General features: G+C 66.5%; 15 protein-coding genes. 9 read left to right on the top strand and 6 right to left on the bottom strand.

What is annotated here, in order from left to right:
- Positions 1-172: 172 nt before the first annotated feature.
- From ltrA to AC1Z3W_RS18240, 4 genes are all read right to left on the bottom strand, one after another.
- Positions 173-1,651 carry a group II intron reverse transcriptase/maturase gene (ltrA, locus tag AC1Z3W_RS18225; RefSeq protein ID WP_124835047.1) on the bottom strand — a complete coding sequence of 493 codons (1,479 nt, stop codon included), beginning with the start codon at positions 1,649-1,651 and terminating at the stop codon, positions 173-175.
- 356 nt (positions 1,652-2,007) lie between these two features.
- A complete protein-coding gene (locus tag AC1Z3W_RS18230) occupies positions 2,008-3,192 on the bottom strand; it encodes a porin (protein WP_483508161.1) in 1,185 nt (394 codons plus the stop codon).
- Positions 3,193-3,246: 54 nt separating this feature from the next.
- Positions 3,247-4,041: an ABC transporter substrate-binding protein gene (locus AC1Z3W_RS18235; protein ID WP_057927375.1), complete on the bottom strand. Its 795-nt coding sequence runs from the start codon at positions 4,039-4,041 to the stop codon at positions 3,247-3,249.
- Positions 4,042-4,097: 56 nt separating this feature from the next.
- Complete coding sequence (locus AC1Z3W_RS18240) at positions 4,098-5,225, bottom strand: M20 aminoacylase family protein (RefSeq protein ID WP_409364320.1); 1,128 nt, start codon at positions 5,223-5,225, stop codon at positions 4,098-4,100.
- A gap of 211 nt (positions 5,226-5,436) precedes the next feature.
- Here AC1Z3W_RS18240 and AC1Z3W_RS18245 point away from each other — a divergent pair, with 211 nt between their 5' ends.
- The 3 genes from AC1Z3W_RS18245 (at position 5,437) to AC1Z3W_RS18255 (ending at position 8,020) form a co-directional block, all read left to right on the top strand.
- Positions 5,437-6,399 (top strand): LysR substrate-binding domain-containing protein, encoded by a 963-nt coding sequence (locus AC1Z3W_RS18245; protein WP_124835051.1) that lies wholly within the window; start codon positions 5,437-5,439, stop codon positions 6,397-6,399.
- Positions 6,400-6,579: 180 nt separating this feature from the next.
- On the top strand, positions 6,580-6,855 hold the full coding sequence (gene frmR / locus AC1Z3W_RS18250; protein ID WP_059599650.1) for a formaldehyde-responsive transcriptional repressor FrmR: 276 nt from the start codon (positions 6,580-6,582) through the stop codon (positions 6,853-6,855).
- Between the two features lie 55 nt (positions 6,856-6,910).
- Positions 6,911-8,020 carry an S-(hydroxymethyl)glutathione dehydrogenase/class III alcohol dehydrogenase gene (locus AC1Z3W_RS18255; protein WP_057927377.1) on the top strand — a complete coding sequence of 370 codons (1,110 nt, stop codon included), beginning with the start codon at positions 6,911-6,913 and terminating at the stop codon, positions 8,018-8,020.
- Positions 8,021-8,232: 212 nt separating this feature from the next.
- Here the strand turns inward: AC1Z3W_RS18255 and AC1Z3W_RS18260 are convergent, their stop codons facing one another.
- On the bottom strand, positions 8,233-9,426 hold the full coding sequence (locus AC1Z3W_RS18260; RefSeq protein ID WP_483508162.1) for an NnrS family protein: 1,194 nt from the start codon (positions 9,424-9,426) through the stop codon (positions 8,233-8,235).
- A 174-nt stretch (positions 9,427-9,600) separates the two neighbouring features.
- Positions 9,601-10,626, bottom strand: a complete 1,026-nt coding sequence (locus AC1Z3W_RS18265) for an AraC family transcriptional regulator (protein ID WP_057927379.1) — start codon at positions 10,624-10,626, stop codon at positions 9,601-9,603.
- A gap of 353 nt (positions 10,627-10,979) precedes the next feature.
- On the opposite strand from AC1Z3W_RS18265, the gene AC1Z3W_RS18270 reads away from it, so the two are divergent.
- The 6 genes from AC1Z3W_RS18270 to AC1Z3W_RS18295 all read left to right on the top strand — a co-directional run bounded on the left by AC1Z3W_RS18270 (position 10,980) and on the right by AC1Z3W_RS18295 (position 17,304).
- Positions 10,980-12,209, top strand: a complete 1,230-nt coding sequence (locus AC1Z3W_RS18270) for a dienelactone hydrolase family protein (RefSeq protein WP_124835052.1) — start codon at positions 10,980-10,982, stop codon at positions 12,207-12,209.
- Between the two features lie 70 nt (positions 12,210-12,279).
- Positions 12,280-13,068 (top strand): SDR family oxidoreductase, encoded by a 789-nt coding sequence (locus AC1Z3W_RS18275; protein WP_057927381.1) that lies wholly within the window; start codon positions 12,280-12,282, stop codon positions 13,066-13,068.
- 63 nt (positions 13,069-13,131) lie between these two features.
- Positions 13,132-14,370 carry a styrene monooxygenase/indole monooxygenase family protein gene (locus AC1Z3W_RS18280; RefSeq protein WP_483508163.1) on the top strand — a complete coding sequence of 413 codons (1,239 nt, stop codon included), beginning with the start codon at positions 13,132-13,134 and terminating at the stop codon, positions 14,368-14,370.
- Positions 14,371-14,375: 5 nt separating this feature from the next.
- Positions 14,376-14,903 (top strand): flavin reductase family protein, encoded by a 528-nt coding sequence (locus tag AC1Z3W_RS18285; protein WP_057927383.1) that lies wholly within the window; start codon positions 14,376-14,378, stop codon positions 14,901-14,903.
- Between the two features lie 39 nt (positions 14,904-14,942).
- Positions 14,943-15,899 carry a SphA family protein gene (locus tag AC1Z3W_RS18290; RefSeq protein WP_057927436.1) on the top strand — a complete coding sequence of 319 codons (957 nt, stop codon included), beginning with the start codon at positions 14,943-14,945 and terminating at the stop codon, positions 15,897-15,899.
- A gap of 142 nt (positions 15,900-16,041) precedes the next feature.
- Positions 16,042-17,304, top strand: coding sequence for a serine hydrolase domain-containing protein (locus tag AC1Z3W_RS18295; RefSeq protein ID WP_483508164.1), 1,263 nt, complete (start codon positions 16,042-16,044; stop codon positions 17,302-17,304).
- The last annotated feature ends 12 nt before the right edge of the window (positions 17,305-17,316 follow it).

A 17,316-nucleotide genomic window follows, 5' to 3' on the forward strand; every position in this document is an offset into this window, starting at 1 on the left:
CCGAAATGTGATCGCTTGAATCACCGCAGCCTGCGATCCCGAGATCGACCGAGGCCAGCGCTGGAGGATGACGTCGATGCCCTTCCCGCCCCGACTCCGATCGCGGTAGGAATGCCCATTGCTAGACACCCCCCGCACAGATCCCGGCGTGCCCAATTCGGGCACCGGGCTCCTACCTTGAGTGTTTGACGGCGAACCGCCGGTCTGGCCACGGGTGAAGGATTCGAGGTTGTGGGAGCCAGGCATCCGCGATCCGCTCGACCCGCGTCCACGTCATGTGATCCTTCTGGCTGCGGCGCCGAAGCGCACGCCGCCAGAGATCCACGACGTGGTAACGGAACGCGCCAAGTGCGCGCGAATTCGTCGGTACCGCGTGGTACGCGAAGTAACCGCGAACCACTTGCCCGAGCCATTTCCCTTGTATGGGAATCGGTTCGTGCATACGCCGCCGTAGTTCCTCCTTGATCCCCCTGAGCTTCGCCCGCATGCGATCGCCCCGGGTCTTCCTCTGAAGCTGGAAGCTACCCCTTCGCGATTTGCCGCAGATAAAGATAAAGCCCAGAAAGGCGAAGGTCTCCGGCCGGCCAAGACCGCGGCTCCGGCGATTGGCCGCCGCATAGCGACCAAACTCCAGCAGCCTCGTCTTCTCCGGGTGAAGCGCAAGCATGAACTCCTCCAGCCTCGAACGCATCGCATCCCAGAAGCGCCGCGCGTCAGCTTCGTGCTCGAAGCCGACCACGACATCATCCGCGTATCGCAGGATGATGACGTTGCCCTTGGCTTCCCGCCGTCGCCAACGATTGGCCCAGAGATCGAAGACGTAGTGCAGGTACACGTTCGCGAACAGTGGCGAGGCCACTGATCCCTGCGGGGTACCTGTCTCACTTACGCTTAGCTCTCCGTCTTCCAGCACGCCGGCCTTGAGCCACTTGCGCACAAGACGGATGATGCGTTGATCACCGATCCGGTGCTCAATGAATCGCACCAGCCATTCCTGACTGACCGAATCAAAGAAGCTCTTGAGATCGGCGTCCAGAATCCAGTTCACCGGGGTGCGGGTGATCGCTGTCGCCAACGCGTCCAACGCATCGTGCTGACTACGTCCGGGCCGGAACCCGTACGAGAATCCGAGGAAGTCCCCCTCGTAGATCGCATTCAGTACTTCAACCACCGCGCGCTGGACGATCTTGTCCTCCAGCGCGGCAATCCCCAGCGGGCGATGCTTGCCATCCGGCTTGGGTATGTACTGCCGCCGAACGGGCAGTGCCCGATACGCTCCGCTGTGTACTTGCGCGTGCAGGCGCTGGAGATGGTCTTCCAGTCCTGCCTCGTAGTACCGCCACGTCAAACCGTCCACCCCAGGGGCCGCCTTGCGTTTGAGCGCAAAGAACGACGCCCTGAGACGATCGATCGTGACGTGGTGCAGCAGCGCGGTGAACCGTTCCTTCTTCCGCTGCCTTGCAGCCTGCCGTACACGGTCCAGCCCCTGTGACACGCTTGCCCGGTTCTGCGCCCGGCACGTGCTGAACTGCCCCGTGTTCCTCTTGGTCCCCGCCCTTGGCTCCACCCACTCCGCAGCCGGTTGCCCGACCTTGTTCGCAGGCTTCGACGCTACTATGGCGGAGTCTGACTTCTCCCGTCCGTTCATCATCGGCTACGGCTCCTCACCTTCCCGACACGGACCAGCCCGGGTTGCGACTGGCCAGACGAGAGATCTCCCGGTTCCCGCGCAAAGAGCGTCCGTGCGTGCCAGGGTCTTCGACCACGCCGGGTCGTCGAGGCGCTCGCGCTTGCGCGCCCCTTCATGTTGCCTTCCGCGTTCTGAACCGCGTCGGCACCCGGAATTACACAACTATCGCGGCTCAATGGCTGGCCCGCACGTTCCCCTACCGACGCTTCGCCGGTCGCCTCACGGCAGCCGACGCACGGCTCGGGGTCGATGTGGCTCGCTACGCCTTCATCGTAATGGACTTGCACCACCTGCTCCTTGCCGGTCTCCCGGCGCACTCAGAACTTGTGACGGATCCCCGCATGCACCATCAACTGCTTCGACGTCGACGACAGGTCTGCCGCCCCCGGAACATACGCCTGGTCGAGCGACGAGCCGGTCGCATCGCCCGCAATCCGCTGGTACGCACCCATCAGGTAGACGTCGGTGCGCTTCGACAGGTTGTAGTCGGCCATCAGCCCGATCGAATGGATCTTCGGTTTCGCGCTGCCCGTGGTCGCGTCGTAGCGCACGGTCGTATACACATACTGCGCGCCCACGAAGAACGCCGGCGTGAACTGATACTTGCCGTTCACTTCGAAGTTCTGGTACTTGATCGCGGTGACCGTGCCGCCCGCGAGCGGCCCCGTGACGGGTTCGATCGTCTCGTCGCCGAACAGGTAGCCGACGTTCGCGGTCGGCCGCGTGACGTTGCTGTTCGTGTAGGCAAACCCGACCGTCGCGGGCCCGGCCGTGTAGTTGATGCCGGCCCCGAAGATCCGCAGCCGCGCCGACGCGAAGTTCGCATCCGCGCCCACCGACCCCGCCCCCGCGATCGCGCCACCGGCGGTCGCGCCCGGGTTGTCCGCATTCAGGAACGCCGCGCCGACGAGCAAGCCGCCCTGCTCGTACTGCGCGCCGACGCTCCACTGCCGGTCGTTCGCGAACCCGGTGTCGTTGCTGAAGCTATATGTGCCGCCGAACGAGAAGCCGGCGAAATCCGGGCTCGCGTACTTGACCGTATTGTTCACGCGGAACGTGTTGCCGGTGTTGTCGTTGTCGAGCGGATGCGAGAACGGATAGACGCCCCAGCTGCCGTTCGCGGTCGTCGGCGCGAGATAGTCGACGACCGAGTCATATTGCCGGCCGAGCGTCAGCGTGCCGAAGCGCGCGCTGCCGAGCCCGACATAAGCCTGCCGCCCGAATAGGCGGCCGCCCTGCGCGAGCGTGCCGCTGTTCACGTTGAAGCCGTTCTCGATCTGGAACAGCGCGCTGTAGCCGCCGCCGAGATCCTCGGCACCCTTCAGCCCCCAGCGGCTGCCCTGCGCGAAACCGCTCGCCATCTGCCACGCGCCGTGGCCGCCGACGTTGTTCGTATAGTCGATGCCCGCATCGACCAGCCCGTATAGCGTGACGCTGCCTTGCGCGAAGGCCGGTGCCGCACAGAGTGCCGGCATCGCGACGAAAAACAATCTCCAGTTCATTCGTTTTCCTTATTGATATATTGAGCGCTACCACCCGATGCGCTGTCGTGCCGCTTATTTCGCGCCGTAGATGTCGAAGTCGAAGTATTTGCGGTTGATTCGCTGATACGTGCCGTTCGCGAGGATCGTCGCCAGCGCGCGGTTGAACGCGTCGCGCAGGTCGGTGTCCTGCTTGCGCAGCCCGAGGCCGTCACCCTGCCCGAAATACTTCGCGTCGTCGATCGCCGCGCCGACGAACATGAAGTCCTTGCCCTGCGGCTTCTTCAGGAAGCCGTCGCTGGCCGCGATCGATGCCTGGAACGCCGCGTCGAGCCGCCCCGTCACGAGATCGGCATAGACCTGGTCCTGGTTCTGGTATGACTCGATCTGTACGCCGGCCGGCTGCCAGTTCGCGATCGCATAGTCGGCCTGCGCGGAGCCCTGCTCGACGCCGACCCGCTTGCCCTTCAGCGACGCGGCCGTCGGCAGCAGCGGCGAACCCTTGCGCGCGATCAGCCGCGCCGGCGCATTCGAGATCCGGTTCGTGAACGCGATCTGCTGCATCCGCTTCGGCGTGATCGTCATCGACGACGCGATCACGTCGAACTTGCGCGCGAGCAGCCCGGGAATCATCCCGTCGAAACTCGATTCGACCCATACGCAGCGCGCATGCAGCTCCGCGCACAACGCGTTCGTGATGTCGACCCCGAAGCCGCTCAGCGAGCCGTCCGGCTGCTTGTATTCGAGCGGCGGATACGTGGGATCGACCGCGAGCCGGATCTCCTTGCCCGTCCAGTCGCCGGCATGCGCGACGCCTGCCGCCGCCGTTGCCGTGAGCGCCACCGCGAGCGCCGCCATCCACTGTTTCATTGCCAGTCTCCTTGTTTCTTCCGTCGTTGAAAGTGATTCGAATGCGTTTGCCCGGCTTACGCGAGATAGCGCTCCGCGAGCGCGATCCAGTAGCTCGCGCCCGTCGCGAGGCACGCGTCGTTGAAGTCGTAGCCGGGGCTGTGCAGCCCGCAGCCCGCGGCACCGTTGCCGTCGCCGTTGCCGATCGACAGGTAGCTGCCCGGGCAAGCGTCGAGCATGAACGCGAAATCCTCGCTCGCCGCGATCGGCCGCAAATGCGGAATCAGCGCGTCATCGCCGCCCCATGCGCGCGCCACGTCACGGGCGAACGCCGTTTCCGCCGCGTGATTGACGAGCACCGGATAACCATAGCGATAGTCGATCTCGGCCGTCGCGCCGTAGCTGTCGGCCTGGCCGTGCACGATCGCGCGGATGCGCCGTTCGAGCAGCGCGCGCACGTCCGGCGACAGCGCACGCACGCTCAGTTCGAGATCCGCATGGGGCGGAATCACGTTCGATGCGGTGCCGGCGTGGATCGAGCCGGTCGTGACGATCGCCAGTTCCTGCGGATTCACGTTGCGCGACACGACCGTCTGCAGCGCCATCACGATCGACGCGCACACGACCACCGGATCGATCGTCGTGTGCGGCGCCGCACCATGGCCGCCGCGCCCGGTCACGCGCACGCGCACCTCGTCGGCCGACGCCATCGCCGGGCCGTCGCAGAAGCCGAGCACGCCAGCCGGCAGGCCCGGCACGTTATGCATCGCGAACACCGCATCGCACGGGAACTGCGTGAACAGCCCGTCGTCGAGCATCCGCTTCGCGCCGCCGAGCCCTTCCTCGGCCGGCTGGAAAATCAGGTTCAGCGTGCCGCCGAAGCGCCCGCGCTCGGCCAGGCAGCGCGCCGCCGCGAGCAGCATCGCCGTGTGGCCGTCGTGGCCGCACGCGTGCATCACGCCGTCGCGACGGCTCGCATGCGGCAGCCCGGTCGTCTCGCGGATCGGCAGCGCATCCATGTCCGCGCGCAGCCCGAGCCGCTTCCCGGCGCCGCGCGTGAGCGTGCCGACCACGCCGGTGCCGCCGAGGCCGCGCGCGACCCGATAACCCCATGTTGTCAGGTAGTCGGCGACGAGTTCGCTCGTCGCGTGTTCCTCGAAGCCGAGCTCCGGATGCGCGTGCAGCCGGTGGCGCAGCGCGATCATCTCGGCCTCGATGGCCGCCATTTCAGGCGGAATGCATGATCGATCCAACCCCGATACTCCTCGACAGGTGCCCGTTGCCGATCGCCGGAATGGCAGATCGTGGCGAGATCGTAGGCAGCGAAAAAGCCGGCGAACAGCCGCAGTTTCGTTATGATGACAACCATTCGTTGTCATCCATCTCACCCTCGACACCATCAATACCACCCACACCATGAGCACGATCAAGCTGCATCAGCTGCAGGCGCTCGTCGCGAGCGCGGAGGCCGGGAGCATTCGCGGCGCGGCGCGCACGCTCGGCCTGTCGCAGGCGGCCGTCACGCGCGCGCTGCGCGAGCTGGAGGCCAGCGAGCGCCTGCCGTTGCTGGTGCGCGCGCCGGAAGGCATCGGCTTCACCGAGTACGGGAAGACCTTGCTCACCCACGCGAAGCTCGTTCTGAAACAGCTCGAGCACGCGCAGAGCGATCTCGAACGAATGCGCGGGCGCGTCGAGGGGCGGCTGAGCGTCGGCGTCACGCCGTGGCTGACGATGACGTTCCTCGCGGAAACCGTGCTGCAGTTTCGCGAGCGGATGCCCGACGTGCGCCTCGAGCTCTACGAAGCGCTGATGGCCGTCGCGCAACCGCTGCTGCGCGACGGCAGCATGGATTTCGCGCTCGGCCACGTGCAGCCCGGCAGCGGCGCGCAGGAATTCGCATTCGAGCCGCTGCTGCGTTACGGCACGTCGGTGATGGTGCGCGCCGGGCATCCGCGCGAACACGCGAAGTCGGTGCACGACCTGCTCGATTGCGACTGGGTGCTGAATTCGTCCGCCGACGGCCAGGCCGCACTCGTCGACCATCTTTTTACGCGGCACGGCGCGCAGATCGACGAACGGCGCATCGTGCGCGCGCAGTCGGTCGCGATGCTGCAGACGATGCTCGAACAGGCCGGCATGTGCACGTGGTGCCCGACGATCCTCGCGGCGGTGCCGCCGTTTGGCGAGCGGATGCGCGTGCTGTCGCTGAAGGAGACCTTCGAGCCGAGCGAACTCGGCATCGTCACGCGTCGCAGCAGCACGCTGAGCGACGCCGCACGCTGCTTCATCGACTGCCTGCTGCAGACGATCCGGCGGCATGCGCGCTCGGCGCGCAAAGAGGATCTCGCGCTGTTCCGCACGCTTGCGCTGTTGATCTGACGGCAAAGGGCGCCAGCGGAAAGCGCGGTGCCGCGGCCGAAACCACGACGCGTCGTGCCGGCCGACTACCCTTCCCCTTTTCCGGTCGACGCCCACCGGGGCGGCCTCCGGGAATGATCCCGTATACCTCCGTGCTGCAATGTTCTATACTGCCCCCCAGTATCCGGAAACCACGATCCCATGCCGCATTCCCCCGAAGAAAAGAAACGCGTTCTGACCCGCGTGCGCCGCGTGCGCGGGCAACTGAACGCGCTCGAGCAAGCGCTCGAGGAGGGAGCGGACTGTGGTCCGATACTTCAGCAACTGGCTGCCATTCGCGGCGCGATCAACGGCGTGATGGCCGGCGTGCTCGAAAGCCATTTGCGCGAGGAATTCACCCAGCTCGCGGACGCATCGCGCCCCGCTTCCGGGTCGATCGACGATATCGTGACCCTCGTTCGGTCCTACTTGCGCTGACCGATGCGGGATCGTCGACCTACCGATCCATTCGATGATTTTTTAAAGGATTGCCATGAAATCACGTGCCGCAGTTGCGTTCGAGGCGGGTAAGCCGCTGCAGATCGTCGAAATCGACGTCGAACCGCCCCGCAAGGGCGAAGTGCTCATCAAGATCACCCATACCGGCGTGTGTCACACCGATGCCTTCACGCTGTCGGGCGACGATCCGGAAGGCATCTTTCCCGCCGTGCTCGGCCATGAAGGCGCCGGCATCGTGGTGGAAGTCGGCGAAGGCGTGACGAGCGTCAAGCCCGGCGACCACGTCATTCCGCTGTACACCGCCGAATGCGGCGAGTGCCTGTTCTGCAAGAGCGGCAAGACCAATCTGTGCGTATCGGTGCGCGCCACGCAGGGCAAGGGCGTGATGCCCGACGGCACCACGCGTTTCAGCTACAACGGCCAGCCGATCTATCACTACATGGGCTGCTCGACGTTCAGCGAATACACCGTCGTCGCCGAAGTGTCGCTCGCGAAGATCAACCCGCAGGCGAACCCCGAGCAGGTCTGCCTGCTGGGCTGCGGCGTCACGACCGGCCTCGGCGCGGTGAAGAACACGGCCAAGGTGCAGGAAGGCGATACCGTGGCCGTGTTCGGCCTCGGCGGCATCGGTCTCGCGGTGATCCAGGGCGCCAAGCTCGCGAAGGCCGGCCGCATCATCGCGATCGACACCAACCCCGGCAAGTTCGACCTTGCGCGCGTGTTCGGCGCCACCGATTGCGTCAACCCTAAGGATCACGAAAAGCCCATCCAGCAGGTGATCGTCGAAATGACCGGCTGGGGCGTCGATCACAGCTTCGAGTGCATCGGCAACGTCAACGTGATGCGCGCCGCGCTCGAATGCGCACACCGCGGCTGGGGCCAGTCCGTCGTCATCGGCGTCGCGGGCGCCGGCCAGGAAATCTCGACGCGCCCGTTCCAGCTCGTCACCGGTCGCCGCTGGCTGGGCACGGCATTCGGCGGCGTCAAGGGCCGCTCCGAACTGCCGGGCATGGTCGAGGATGCGATGGCCGGCACGATCCAGCTGGCACCGTTCGTCACGCACACGAAGCCGCTCACCGGCATCAACGAAGCGTTCGACCTGATGCACGAAGGCAAGTCCATCCGGACCGTCGTGCATTTCTGAAACACGCGTGAGGAGACCATCGCGGCTGCCGCAACCGGTCTCCTCGCGCGATGCCGCCGGCAAGCCGCGATGCTTGCCGGCGCGACGCATTCTCCCCCTTCCGCAATCGGGCCGGCAACGGTCATCGTCACGCCCTCTCCCGCCCAACGCGCAATGCGGGCCCACCGCTGTGCCACACGCGCTCGCGCCGCCAATCCGGCGACGCGCATGTGTCAATCCTGGCGGCCGTCGGCACGCGGCGACATCAGGAACGGCGCGTAGTGGACCGCGTACGCCGCGAACGCGACGATCCAGCACGCACCCGACACATCGAGCCAGACCGCGTACGGCACGCCGGGCACGAGCGGACCGAACACGCGAACGACGGCCGCGCCGATCACCAGCCAGTAGCACAGCTGCTCCCACGGGCCCGCGACGAGCATGCGCCCTGTGTGGCCGAGCGCCGTGCGCGTGATCATCGCGATGATCGCGCCGCCGATCGCGCCGACGGTCAACGCATGCACGGCGAGCGAGTGCGCGACCACGCCGGCGAACGATAGTGCGAGCAGCACGAAGCCGACCGGAATCCACAGACAGGACACGTGCAGGATCCACACGATCGGCCGCTTGCCGACGCGCCACGAATGCCATCCGGCGACGCGCCATGCATGCAGCACGGCAGTGGCGAGCGCGGCGGCGATCAGCAGCGTATCGGGCGCGCCGAGCGCATCCGCGAACAGCGTCAGCGCGACGGCAGGGGCCGCGAGCGCGTCCACGATCCTGAAGCGGCGCATCTTGAACCCGGGAATCGCGTTCATCGTGAACATCGGCACGATGCGGCCGGTGATCACCGCGACGAAGAACACGACGAGCCCCGTCGCCGCGTACGCGGCACGCAGCGCGAGATCGGCCTGGCCCGTCATCACGGCGGCATGGAACAGCGCGTTCAACGCGCCGAACAGCAGCAGTGCGACCGGCAGGAACACGTTGTGCCGGTTCTTCGCCGAAATCAGCACGCGCAACAGCACGACGGCCGTCACCGGCAGGAACAGCGAATCGACGACGGCCGCAAGCGTCGCCGGCCCCGACCAGACGAGCACGCGCCCCGCAAGCCAGAGCAGCCACAGCGCGGCGAGCGCGGGGCCGCGCAGCGTTTCGCGCGACGTCCAGGCCCGTGTGGCGGTCAGCAGGAAGCCGACGACGATCGCGGCGACGAAGCCGAAGATCATCTCGTGCACGTGCCACATGAGACCGGTCATCGCGCCCGCGCCCCCGGCGGCGGGCACGCCGTGCCAGGCCGCGAGCCACACCGCGACGGCAAGGCTCGCGAACAGCGCGCCGGTCAGATAGAAGGGCCGCAGGCCGAGCTGCAGCAACGGCAGCATATCGGGTGCCGACGGGGCTCGCATCGGTTCGCTGATTTTCATGTGCGTCTCCGGCAATCGAGGATGACGTCATTCATCCTAGACCCGTGACGCCCGAAACGGGGGCGTGCCCCTACGCGGCGCGGTGGCATCGTCCGCGTTCATGACATGCGTCAAGCTCGCGCTTCACGCATGTGCCAGACTTTCAAGCGCGCGCCTGCGTCGCCGGTGCAACCGTCAGCACCGCACGCGTCGCATCCGCAGCGTGGCCGACGGCGATTCCCCGAACGCGCGCTTGTAGTCGATCGCGAACCGCCCGAGGTGCGCGAAGCCCCATTTCAGCGCGATGTCCGTCACCGACGCGAGCCCCGGTGACGCATCGTCGAGCAGTTCGTCGCGCACATGTTGCAGCCGCAACTGGCGCACGAATGCCATCGGCGTGATGCCATGCCGATTGCGGAATCCGGCGAACAGCGTGCTCGGGCTGACGCCCGCGAGTTCGGCGAGCCGTTCGATCGTCAGCGGCTCGTCGACATGCGCGCGGATGTAGTCCTCGACGCGCCGCACATAGAACGGCGCGAGCGGCGCCGGCGCGGGCCGTGTGCCGTTGCGTGCGCTGTTCGGGTGGCCGTACAGCAACAGATTGAGCAACGTCGATTCGAGCTGCTCGAACGCGAGCGGATGGCGCAGCGGATGCCCGTCCGTCGCGATCGCGTCGGCAAGCAGCGGCAGCATTTGCGCGAGACACGCGCCCTGCTGCGACGACAGGCTGAATTCCGGCTCGAATTCCACCGACACACGCCGGTCGTCGCCGAAATGCCGCTGCGCATGCCGCTCCATCACCTCGCGCTCGATGCGCAGGATCGCCTGCGGGCATGCCTCGCCCCACCGCATCCTCAACGGCAGCGTCGGTGACAGCAGCGACGCGGTATCGGGCGACGACACGAAGCGCGTCGCGCCGCATTCGATCTCGGCGTCGCCGCGCAGCGGAATCTGCAGCAGAAAGAAATGTTCGAGCGGCCCCGGTTCGATCGACACCTCGCCGCCATAATCGAGCAGATTCAGTGACAGGTTGCCCCAGCGCGCATGGTGCATGCGGCTTTGCAGCGCGTGTGAATTGCCCGTCAGCGTCAGGCGATGCGGCTTGAACACATCCGCCACGCGCGCGCGCACCTCATCGAGATCGTTCGACTGCAGCAGCAGCGTGTCGTGATTGAAACAGGCGGCGTCGCCCAGCCAGCCCGTTCCGGAAATTTGCCCCATCGAAGTTCTCCCGTCGTGCTCGATCGCACTTGCGCGGTGCACGCATTCCCGATCCCGGGAATCCCGTCGCACGATCCGGATAGTGTCCGGAGTATCCGGACAGTCCGCGTCGTTACACTACGCAAGCCCTGCGCACATGACGCAAGAAGCGGACCGTTCGCGCATCGTAGAAAACTGTGAGGGACTTCCGCATCCGCACATACCCGCAGTGCGCCGCGTTCCGGCCCCGGCGCGGCGGGCCGATCCTCAGGTTTCCGGAATTCGTGGATACCGGCCGAAGAAAGCGGATAGAAGCGCGCGTTTCGTCCGCCAATACTGGGCCCATGCAAGCCACGAACAGAATGGAGGGACACATGAAAGGACGACACATCGAGATCCCGTCGCCGGATGGCGGGGCGTTTCGCGCGTACCTGAGCACGCCGGCCGGCGGCACGGGGCCGGGCATCGTGCTGTGTCACGAGATCTTCGGCGCGAACGCGACGATGCGCGACGTGGCCGATTATTACGCCGAGGAAGGCTACACGGTGCTCGTGCCCGACCTGTTCTGGCGCCAGGCGCCCGGCATCGAACTCGGGTACACCGCGGCCGACTTCGAGCGCGCGATGGCACTGTACCGCGAGTACGACGAAAACAAGGGCGTCGAGGACGTCGCCGCCGCACTGGCCGTGCTGACGCAACGGCCGGAATGCACCGGCAAGGCCGGCGTGCTCGGCTACTGCCTCGGCGGCAAGCTCGCGTATCTCGCCGCGTGCCGGCTGCCGGACGTGGCCGCCGCCGTCAGCTATTACGGCGTGGGGATCGAGCACGCGCTCGACGAGGCCGCTCACCTGCGCGGCCGGCTCGTGCTGCAGATCCCCGCGCAGGACCGCTTCTGCCCGCCCGACGCGCAGCAGCGCATCACCGCTGCGCTGGCCGGGCGCGACGGCGTCGAAGTGTACGTATACCCGGGCGTCGATCATGCCTTCGCGCGCATCGGTGGCGATCATTTCGACAAGGCGGCCGCGATCATGGCGCACCAGCGCGCGATCGCCGCGTTCCGCGCGGCGCTCGGCCCGCACTACGACCTGTCCACACTGTGGGAAGAACATCTCCGGCACGAATTCGACACGCGCAACGTCGACGCGACGATGGACACGATGGTTGCGCAACCTTACGTGAACCATATTCCGACGCTGACGGGCGGCGTGGGCTACGACGAGCTCAAGCGCTTCTACACGCATCACTTCGTGCATGCGAACCCGCCCGACACGACGATCACGCCGATCTCGCGCACGATCGGCGCGAGCCAGATCGTCGACGAACTGCTGTTCTGCTTCACGCACACGACCGAGATCGACTGGATGCTGCCCGGCGTCGCGCCGACCGGCAAGCGCGTCGAGATCCCGCTCGTCGCGATCGTCAAGTTCCGCGGCGACAAGCTGTATCACGAACACATCTACTGGGATCAGGCAAGCGTGCTCGTGCAGATCGGCCTGCTCGACGCGACCGGGCTGCCCGTCGCCGGTGTCGAAACCGCGCGCAAGCTGCTCGACGAAACCGTGCCGTCGAACGGGCTGATGCAGCGCTGGCACGACAGCGCGTGATTGCCGGCGGATACGCAGCAGGCGCGCCGAGCGCGCGCCGCCTTCACTCAATCATTCCAGGAGACACCCCATGACTGCCCTTGCTGGCAAAGTCGCGATCGTCACCGGCGGCGCCACGCTGATCGGCGCCGCCGTCGCGCAGGACCTGAGCCGCGCCGGCGCGTGCGTCGCGATCCTCGATCTCGATGCGGAAAACGGCGCGCGCGTCGCCCATACGCTCGGCGAACGCGGGATGTTCATCGCGACCGATATCACCGACGACCGCGCGATCGAACGCGCGGTGTCGGCCGTCGCCGAACGCTTCGGCTCGATCGACCTGCTGATCAACCTGGCGTGCAGCTACGTCGACAACGGCATCCAGGCGTCGCGCCGCGACTGGCTCGCGGCGATGGACGTCAACGTCGTGTCGGCCGCGATGCTGGTCAAGGCCGTTCATCCCTACCTGACGCGGCGTGGCGGCGGCGCGATCGTGAACTTCAGTTCGATCTCCGCGCAGTGTGCGCAGACCGGCCGCTGGCTCTACCCGACCTCGAAGGCCGCGATGCGCCAGCTCACGCGCAGCATGGCGATGGATCTCGCCGCCGACCGGATTCGTGTCAACTCGGTGTCGCCGGGGTGGACGTGGTCGCGCGTGATGGACGAGCTGACGCACGGCGACCGCGCGAAAACCGACCGCGTGGCCGCGCCGTTTCATCTGCTCGGCCGCGTCGGCGATCCGTCGGAAGTCGCGCAGGTCGTCACGTTCCTGTGCAGCGACGCGGCGAGCTTCGTGACGGGTGCCGACTACGCTGTGGACGGCGGCTATTCCGCAATGGGCCCCGAGCAGGCGGTGCCGGCGATTCCGCGTCTGGCGGAATAACCCAAGATCGTTTTCTTCGCCCATATTCCGATCCGAGTAATTCGTTCTACAAAGGATTTCATCATGAAACGCATCGCTATCGTCGGCGCCGGTCAGTCCGGCCTGCAACTCGCCTTCACGCTGCTCGACCAGGGCTATCACGTCACGCTCGCGACCAACCGCGACGCGCAACAGATCCGTGCCGGCAAGGTCATGTCGAGCCAGTGCATGTTCCATACCGCGCTGCAGATAGAGCGCGATCTCGGCCTGAACGACTGGGAAGAAGCGTGCCCGTCCATCGAAGGCATCGGCGTGGCGGTGCCGCATCCCGAGGGCGGCGGCCGCAAAGCGATCGACTGGTCGTCGCGGCTCACCCGCTACGCACAATCGGTCGACCAGCGCGTGAAGATGGCCGACTGGCTCGACGCGATCCGGCGCCGCGGCGCCGACGTGCGTATCTGCGACGTTGGCGTACCCGAACTCGAGGAGCTCGCGCGCAGTCACGACCTCGTGCTGCTCGCGGCCGGCAAGGGCGAAATCGTCAACCTGCTGGGCCGCGACGACGCGCGCAGCACGTTCGAGCGGCCGCAACGCGCGCTTGCCCTCACCTACGTGAAGGGGATGACGCCGAGCCAGCCGTATTCGCGCGTGCGCTTCAACCTGCTGCCCGGCATCGGCGAATACTTCGTGTTTCCCGCGTTGACCACGACCGGCCCGTGCGAAATCATGGTGTTCGAAGGGATCCCCGGCGGCCCGCTCGACTGCTGGGCCGACGTGAAGACCCCCGAGCAGCATCTCGACCGCAGCCTGTCGTTCCTGCAGCAGTACGTGCCGTGGGAATTCGAACGCTGCCGCGACGTCGAGCTCACCGATCCGAACGGCACGCTGTCCGGGCGCTTCACGCCGACCGTGCGCAAGCCGTTCTTCCGCCTGCCGTCGGGCCGCACCGTGTTCGGCATGGCCGATGCGGTGGTCGTCAACGATCCGATCACCGGCCAGGGCTCGAACAATGCGGCGAAATGCGCGAAGGTGTACGGCGACGCGATCCTCGCGCGCGACGCCGCGCCGTTCGACGAAGGCTGGATGCACGAAACGTTCGAACGCTACTGGGCCTATGCACAGCACGTCGTGCGCTGGACGAACTCGTTGCTCACCCCGCCGCCGCCGCACATTCTCGAGCTGCTCGGCGCCGCCGGCCAGCTGCCGTCGCTCGCCGCAACGATCGTCGACGGTTTCGACGATCCGCGCCAGTTCGCGCCGTGGTGGTTCGACCCGTCGGCCTGCGCGGCACTGATCCGCGAACACGCCGCACGTTCGGAGTAAGCGACATGGACACCACCGCTTCCTGCGCCCCGGGCCTCGACCCGCTGCAACTGCGCGCCGCATTCGGGCAATTCCCGACCGGCGTCACCGTGATCACCACGCGCTCGCAGGACGGGCGCAAGGTTGGCCTCACCGCCAATTCGTTCTCGTCGCTGTCGCTCGACCCGCCGCTCGTGCTGTGGAGCCTGCGCAAGGTTGCGCCGAGCCGCCCCGATTTCGTCGCGGCCACGCACTTCGCGATCAACATCCTCGCGCACGACCAGATCGAGCTGTCGCGCCGTTTCGCGACGCCAAGCGCCGACAAGTTCGACGGCGTGCCGCACGTGGATGCCGACGCAGGCGGCGTGCCGTGCCTCGACGGTTCGAGCGCGCGTTTCGTGTGCCGCAACGTCGGGCATTACGAAGGCGGCGACCACCTGCTGTTCATCGGTCAGATCGAGGCATTCGACGCGTTCGGGAAGGCGCCGCTCGTGTTCCATGCGGGCCAGTATCGTGCGATCTCGTCCCATCCCGATCTTTCTCGCGCCGTTTGATTAGCTATACAAATAAATATTCAGGAGGTGGTGATGGTGATGAAATGCGGTTCTCGTCTGCTTGCGATCGCGGGCCTCGTGCTCGCCGGCCTGACCGGACACGCGCCGGCTCATGCGACCGACCTGCCGTCGGTCAACCTCGGGATGACCAGCTTCCTCGACGGGATGCCGCCGGCCGGCTCCGGCTGGTACGGTACGCAGTATCTCGAGTACTACACGGCCGGCCGCGTCAACGACAATGCCGGCAACAAGGTCGGTCTGCCGAAGCAGGACATCGACCTGTTCGCCGGGCTGAGCCAGCTCGTCTACCAGTCGCCGCTGACGTTCGGCGGCATGCATCCGGGGCTCGACGTGATCCTGCCGTGGGTGGCGTCCGTGCATACGAACGACGGGATCGGCAACGTCGCGCTGAATTCCCGTGCCGGGTTCGGCGACCTGCTGGTCGGCCCGTTCATCCAGTTCGATCCGGTGATGGGTGCGCAGGGCCCGCGCTTCGCGCAGCGCGTGGAATTCCAGTTCATCGCGCCGACCGGTGCATACGATCCGGCGCGTGCGATCAATCCGGGCAGCCATTTCTGGTCGTTCGATCCGTACTGGGCCGCGACGTTCTGGGTCACGCCGAAGTGGACCGTGTCATGGCGGCTGCACTATCTGTGGAACGCGACCAATCACGAGCCGGCGACCGCGCTCGGGCCCGACGTGAGCTCGACACAGGCCGGTCAGGCCGTTCACGCGAACTTCGCGACCGAGTACGAAGTGCGGCCCGGGCTGCGGCTGGGGCTCAACGGCTACTGGCTGCGCCAGACCACCGACATGAAGGCGAACGGACAGGACGTTTCCGGCACGCGGGAAGCCGTGCTGGCAATCGGGCCGGGCGCGATATACAGCTTCTCGCCGCAGGATCACCTGATGTTCAACGCATACTTCGAGGTCTATGCGCGCAACCGGCCGCAGGGCACGCGGATGGTGCTGCGGTACGTGCATCACTTTCAGTGACGCGCCAACCCGGCCGGCGTTTCCGGCCGGGGCCGCTATCGTATGACGAATGCAACGCGCACCTCCGGCGTGTGGATGCGTGTCCTATAGTTCTGGGGATGGCAAGGAGACCAACGCATCACAACAAGAAAAGGAACACGCTATGGCGACTTCTGCTCCTCACCGGCCGTTCCCGCGCGCCGCCAGGCGGCTGATGCACCACGTGGCGACGATTGCGCCGGCGCTCGCCGTCGGCATCATCGTTTCCGCGTGCGGCGGCGACAGCTCGCTCAACGACGGCGAACCGGCCTACGCAACCCAGGCACGCCCGCAGATCAACGCGTTGCTCGCGGACACGCTGACACCCGGTGCCGTCGTCTACGTGCAATCGCCGCACGGCAACTGGCTCGCATCGTTCGGCACGGCCGTGCGCGGCACGAACACGCCGATCCCGACGAACGCGCACTTCCGCATCGGCAGCGTGACGAAGACGTGGACAGGCACGGTGATCCTGCAACTCGTGCAGGAAGGCAGGCTGCGCCTGACCGATCATGTCAGCCAGTACGTCGCGAACGTGCCGAACGGCGATTCGATCACGATCGAGCAGTTGCTGACCATGCGCAGCGGCCTTTACAACTACTCGACGAACCTCTCGTTCAACCAGACGCTGGACGCGCAGCCGGACAAGGTGTGGACCATCGATGAGCTGCTGGGCATCGCGCGGAGCCAGCCCGTCTATTTCGCGCCGGGCGCGGATTTCCGCTACTCGAACACGAATACGGTGCTGCTCGGCCTGATCATCGAGCAGCTCACCGGCATGAGCGCCGCCGATGCGATCCGGACCCGGCTGTTCGCGCCGCTCGGCCTGACCGAGACCGCCCTGCCGCCGCAGGACCACACGGCGCTGCCCGCGCCGGCGCCGCAGGGCTATCAATGGGGCACCAATGTGGAGACCCTCGACAGCAACACGCTGTCGCCGGCGCGTCAGGCGGCCGCCAAAGACGGCACGCTGCAGCCGACCAACGTGACGAGCGTCAATACGTCGTGGGCGTGGACGGCCGGCTCCGGCATCTCGACCGCGACCGAACTGGGCGCGTACGTGCAGCGGATGGTCAGCGGCGGCTACCTGAACGCCGACCTGCAGGCGCAACGGCTCGCGAGCTGCACGCCGACCGATCCGTCGAATCCGGCATCGGCCAGCTACTGCATGGGACTCGCGAAATTCGGTACGTTCTACGGGCACACCGGTGAAATACCGGGCTTCAATACGTTCGCGGGCTACGATCCGGCCACGAAGACGACGATCGTCACGTGGGCGAACACGGCGGCCGGCCCCGACGGACGCGCACCGGCCAACGAGATCGCGCGAATCATCATGGCCGAGCTCAGCAAGGCATCGGACGTGCCGAGCGAGGGCCGGCCGTGACACGCCGGCACG

The organism is Burkholderia sp. 10_S31, assembly GCF_056930375.1.

Excerpts from the sequence above, each read along its gene's own strand:
- ltrA (WP_124835047.1), bottom strand. The coding sequence starts at position 1,651 with ATGATGAACGGACGGGAGAAGTCAGACTCCGCCATAGTAGCGTCGAAG.
- AC1Z3W_RS18230 (WP_483508161.1), bottom strand. The coding sequence starts at position 3,192 with ATGAACTGGAGATTGTTTTTCGTCGCGATGCCGGCACTCTGTGCGGCA.
- AC1Z3W_RS18235 (WP_057927375.1), bottom strand. The coding sequence starts at position 4,041 with ATGAAACAGTGGATGGCGGCGCTCGCGGTGGCGCTCACGGCAACGGCG.
- AC1Z3W_RS18240 (WP_409364320.1), bottom strand. The coding sequence starts at position 5,225 with ATGATCGCGCTGCGCCACCGGCTGCACGCGCATCCGGAGCTCGGCTTC.
- AC1Z3W_RS18245 (WP_124835051.1), top strand. The coding sequence starts at position 5,437 with ATGAGCACGATCAAGCTGCATCAGCTGCAGGCGCTCGTCGCGAGCGCG.
- frmR (WP_059599650.1), top strand. The coding sequence starts at position 6,580 with ATGCCGCATTCCCCCGAAGAAAAGAAACGCGTTCTGACCCGCGTGCGC.
- AC1Z3W_RS18255 (WP_057927377.1), top strand. The coding sequence starts at position 6,911 with ATGAAATCACGTGCCGCAGTTGCGTTCGAGGCGGGTAAGCCGCTGCAG.
- AC1Z3W_RS18260 (WP_483508162.1), bottom strand. The coding sequence starts at position 9,426 with ATGAAAATCAGCGAACCGATGCGAGCCCCGTCGGCACCCGATATGCTG.
- AC1Z3W_RS18265 (WP_057927379.1), bottom strand. The coding sequence starts at position 10,626 with ATGGGGCAAATTTCCGGAACGGGCTGGCTGGGCGACGCCGCCTGTTTC.
- AC1Z3W_RS18270 (WP_124835052.1), top strand. The coding sequence starts at position 10,980 with ATGAAAGGACGACACATCGAGATCCCGTCGCCGGATGGCGGGGCGTTT.
- AC1Z3W_RS18275 (WP_057927381.1), top strand. The coding sequence starts at position 12,280 with ATGACTGCCCTTGCTGGCAAAGTCGCGATCGTCACCGGCGGCGCCACG.
- AC1Z3W_RS18280 (WP_483508163.1), top strand. The coding sequence starts at position 13,132 with ATGAAACGCATCGCTATCGTCGGCGCCGGTCAGTCCGGCCTGCAACTC.
- AC1Z3W_RS18285 (WP_057927383.1), top strand. The coding sequence starts at position 14,376 with ATGGACACCACCGCTTCCTGCGCCCCGGGCCTCGACCCGCTGCAACTG.
- AC1Z3W_RS18290 (WP_057927436.1), top strand. The coding sequence starts at position 14,943 with ATGAAATGCGGTTCTCGTCTGCTTGCGATCGCGGGCCTCGTGCTCGCC.
- AC1Z3W_RS18295 (WP_483508164.1), top strand. The coding sequence starts at position 16,042 with ATGGCGACTTCTGCTCCTCACCGGCCGTTCCCGCGCGCCGCCAGGCGG.